This is a genomic window from Dysgonomonas sp. GY75 (genome assembly GCF_015234155.1).
In the GTDB taxonomy this organism is placed as follows: Bacteria; Bacteroidota; Bacteroidia; order Bacteroidales; family Dysgonomonadaceae; genus Dysgonomonas; species Dysgonomonas gadei.
This window is the reverse complement of the sequence record NZ_JADCLQ010000015.1, coordinates 4,098-6,780: the sequence shown is the minus strand read 5'-3', so window position 1 is coordinate 6,780 and position 2,683 is coordinate 4,098. Positions and strand designations below refer to the sequence as shown.

At 36.9% G+C, this 2,683-nt stretch carries 7 protein-coding genes; all 7 read right to left on the bottom strand.

Going from position 1 to position 2,683, the window contains the following annotated elements:
- Positions 1-208, bottom strand: a 208-nt coding sequence (locus IR083_RS09140) for a hypothetical protein (RefSeq protein ID WP_194224063.1), incomplete at its 3' end; no start/stop codon positions are given.
- 158 nt (positions 209-366) lie between these two features.
- Positions 367-606: a hypothetical protein gene (locus tag IR083_RS09135; RefSeq protein WP_194224062.1), complete on the bottom strand. Its 240-nt coding sequence runs from the start codon at positions 604-606 to the stop codon at positions 367-369.
- A 14-nt stretch (positions 607-620) separates the two neighbouring features.
- Positions 621-1,067 (bottom strand): hypothetical protein, encoded by a 447-nt coding sequence (locus IR083_RS09130; protein WP_194224061.1) that lies wholly within the window; start codon positions 1,065-1,067, stop codon positions 621-623.
- Positions 1,064-1,414 (bottom strand): hypothetical protein, encoded by a 351-nt coding sequence (locus IR083_RS09125; protein WP_194224060.1) that lies wholly within the window; start codon positions 1,412-1,414, stop codon positions 1,064-1,066. Before IR083_RS09125 ends, IR083_RS09130 begins: the two co-directional genes overlap by 4 nt.
- Positions 1,398-1,910, bottom strand: coding sequence for a hypothetical protein (locus IR083_RS09120; protein WP_194224059.1), 513 nt, complete (start codon positions 1,908-1,910; stop codon positions 1,398-1,400). Before IR083_RS09120 ends, IR083_RS09125 begins: the two co-directional genes overlap by 17 nt.
- 21 nt (positions 1,911-1,931) lie before the next feature.
- The gene (locus IR083_RS09115) at positions 1,932-2,483 is read right to left on the bottom strand and encodes a hypothetical protein (RefSeq protein ID WP_194224058.1); all 552 of its coding nucleotides are present in this window, start codon (positions 2,481-2,483) and stop codon (positions 1,932-1,934) included.
- 29 nt (positions 2,484-2,512) lie between these two features.
- Complete coding sequence (locus tag IR083_RS24995) at positions 2,513-2,671, bottom strand: PcfJ domain-containing protein (RefSeq protein ID WP_410492860.1); 159 nt, start codon at positions 2,669-2,671, stop codon at positions 2,513-2,515.
- Between the last annotated feature and the right edge of the window lie 12 nt (positions 2,672-2,683).

Here is a 2,683-nt window from a genome sequence, read left to right as displayed (position 1 = left end):
AATCAATCATATAAACGCAGTAATTGTGTTTATGTTCCCCATCAAGATTCAGGATTACTTCTGCATCGGATAATTCGCGCGGACGTACACCTTCGGGCATCAGTTCATAATAATCGAAATCTTTCCACCCTTTTTTAATATAGGTGGTATATAATTCCTGAAGCTGCCGGGTGGATAGATGGCTTATGTCATAAAAACGCTCTGTCATGGTTCACTCTTTTTTATCCTACCTGCAAAGATATGGATAAAAATAAAAAACAAGCTGTTCTGTGTGATAAACAGCTTGTTCGACTAGGTTTTTGTTACTTTTTTTCGCACATTTCTTGATGCTCATGAAAAAGTAAGCGGGCAGATTACCTGCCCGCTTTATGTTATCAATAAAAGTTTTGTTATATATCCTGTCCTTGTGAGTATTCCATTCTCCCAACATTCGATTTTTCCGTATTGAAATCCCATCATTGGGATGGCTGTATATTTGATATACGCCTGATAGTCCTTATTATCCTTACTGTTTTTCCCTGTCAGATTATTAAATATGATTGGTATGGAGATGTTATCGTCACTTTCGACAATTGTTTCTCCGTTTTGTTTTATTTCCTGTTTCATAATCTTCATCTATATTATTCAATTACATATTGACCTAAAAATCCTCCGCATGGAACAACTAAAATACCCCGATCCATCAGGAAGATGTCTGCATTTTTGAGAGACAGGTTCTTATGTCCTACAGCATTGGCACAGATCCAAAAATCATCCCAATCCCAGCCATGAACAACTAGCCGTGCCAGCCTTCGACCTACATATCCAAAATCTTCATGGGGTTTGAATGGGCGTTCTGCCTGGAATATATGTCCTCCGTATCTGAATTCGTGGGTTCTCAACCCTTTGTTAACAACAAGCTTTAGCTTTTCTATAAGCTTGTTCCTTCTGCTGTAATAATAATTCGGGATAGATTTATCCATCAGGTTGCAATACTTCATTGCTTCGTTTATTTCCGCCAGACCTGAAAGTACGTCTGCTTCATCGGTACAATATCGGGCATGTGTATAATTTGATAATTTTCTCATAATTCCCTGTCGTAAGATTTCCAATAATAAGTACAAGCCTGTACGATCTCTGTCGTGTCCGTCAGTTGTTTAATAGATGAAAATGAGCTAATATAGTCCATTGCTTTCTCTATCGTTTTAAAAAAGTAAGCTACTTGAAAAGGTAACCCATCATTGTCAAAGGATACAGACCTCAAATAGTATTCTTTGAACAAGCAATCGTATTCAAGAATGATGGGTATAAACTTACATATCGGATTGTTGCACCCTCTCTTATAAACGGTCTTGCGATTTTCTATGATAGACAGGGAGTCTATGACGATTGCCCTTAATATCGGGTCTTTTATTTTTCTAACTTGCTTTTGCATGATATTTCTCTGTTTCTGTTCTTAATAATTCCTGTAGATACGCTAATTTGTCTTCTTTGGCTTTGACTTTCTGCATCGCATCCAGCCAGATCGGATCGTTTTCAAAATCCTGGAACAATGTTTTGTTACGTTCTTCTTCGTACTTCTTTACCTTATTCTTTGCCCTTGTGATCCAAGCCTTTGCAGATATGGTTTTGGTGTACAGGCTGTCGTGTTCCAATCGCAAAGAGGTTCTCTTGTCATAATGCGTGTACCATGTGCAAATACTCTCTTTGGGATAACTGCATTGTAGCTTGGCAACTCTCCAACGGATTACCCAATCATATTTTTCTTTCAGGTAAACAGGAATATTGTATTTGTATAACAGTACATCGGGGGTTTTATAATCTTGGCTTCTGTAACCGATGGATACAATTACCCATCGGTTTATATTCAGTTCTTTTTCTACTTGTTCTTCGGCTCTCTGTTGCTCGAAGTAATCTTTTACGGCATCCATAATTATACAGATTAGATATTTCTAAGAATCTTGTTTGTTGGTATATCTTAAATAGATTTCGCTCTTTTCTTCGGATGTCTTATTTTGCCAAAACAGATGGCAGGCATTAATAAATTGATCGTCTTTTTCATTGTTGGCATCTCTGTCCTGTTCTATTCCTGTAATGGCTTCGAATTCATCAAAACTTAACATATACCACCATTGTTGATAATTATTTATCATTTCCATTTCACCCTTCAGTTGATTATAAATCTCTTTCAGCATCGGTTCGATGGTAAACCATTTCGTCATGTTCTTTATCTTCCTGCATGTAGCAGGGTCACTCACATCATTCAGGTACAAGTTATATGTACCGAGGGTACAATAACAGTCATAACAGAATTGTGTGTGATACTCCGTTTCGGATTTCTTGACGGATTTGTTTATTATTATTCTGACCGAGTTATTCTGTGTGATGTAGATACGGATACTCCATCTGTCTGTTTCAAAGCCGATCTGATAATGTTTGCTCTCTGTCCTGTTTAGGATATACACCTGACTTCTATAGGTGATTGCTATTTTATTTGTTTTCATATTGTTTATTCTCTGTTTTTAGTGAATAATTATGCTGCTAACTTCTCTTGAATCAGAGGAATGTTATTTTCTACAAGTTTGATGATCTGTTGGTGGTATTTGGTGATTTTATTGGAAATACCCCTGCTTTGCAGTACCTTTAATTCGGTTAATGACAATTCGATGGTTTCTAACCTTTGTTCGTTTATACAAGCCGAAAG

Excerpts from the sequence above, each read along its gene's own strand:
- IR083_RS09120 (WP_194224059.1), bottom strand. The coding sequence starts at position 1,910 with ATGGATGCCGTAAAAGATTACTTCGAGCAACAGAGAGCCGAAGAACAA.
- IR083_RS09135 (WP_194224062.1), bottom strand. The coding sequence starts at position 606 with ATGAAACAGGAAATAAAACAAAACGGAGAAACAATTGTCGAAAGTGAC.
- IR083_RS09130 (WP_194224061.1), bottom strand. The coding sequence starts at position 1,067 with ATGAGAAAATTATCAAATTATACACATGCCCGATATTGTACCGATGAA.
- IR083_RS09125 (WP_194224060.1), bottom strand. The coding sequence starts at position 1,414 with ATGCAAAAGCAAGTTAGAAAAATAAAAGACCCGATATTAAGGGCAATC.
- IR083_RS09115 (WP_194224058.1), bottom strand. The coding sequence starts at position 2,483 with ATGAAAACAAATAAAATAGCAATCACCTATAGAAGTCAGGTGTATATC.